Here is a 212-nt window from a genome sequence, read left to right on the forward strand (position 1 = left end):
TCGAAATATGACTTTAAATCTAGGTCAATCACATAATGATAACCTTGGTCATACAGCGCTGTGACCCGTTTGATGGCATCATGAGCGCTTCGATTCGGTCGAAAGCCAAAACTGTTATCCGAGAATATCCTTTCAAACCTTGGCAACATCACTTGGGCGACAGCTTGCTGAACAAGTCGATCGACCACAGTTGGGATTCCAAGCTTACGCTT

Annotated in this window: 1 protein-coding gene; it reads right to left on the reverse strand. The window is 44.8% G+C overall.

The window, feature by feature from the left end; all coding sequences use genetic code 11:
• On the reverse strand, positions 1-212 hold a 212-nt coding region (locus tag FC83_RS13475), incomplete at both ends, for a reverse transcriptase domain-containing protein (RefSeq protein ID WP_269083191.1).

The organism is Agrilactobacillus composti DSM 18527 = JCM 14202, from assembly GCF_001436375.1.
GTDB classification, from domain to species: Bacteria; Bacillota; Bacilli; order Lactobacillales; family Lactobacillaceae; genus Agrilactobacillus; species Agrilactobacillus composti.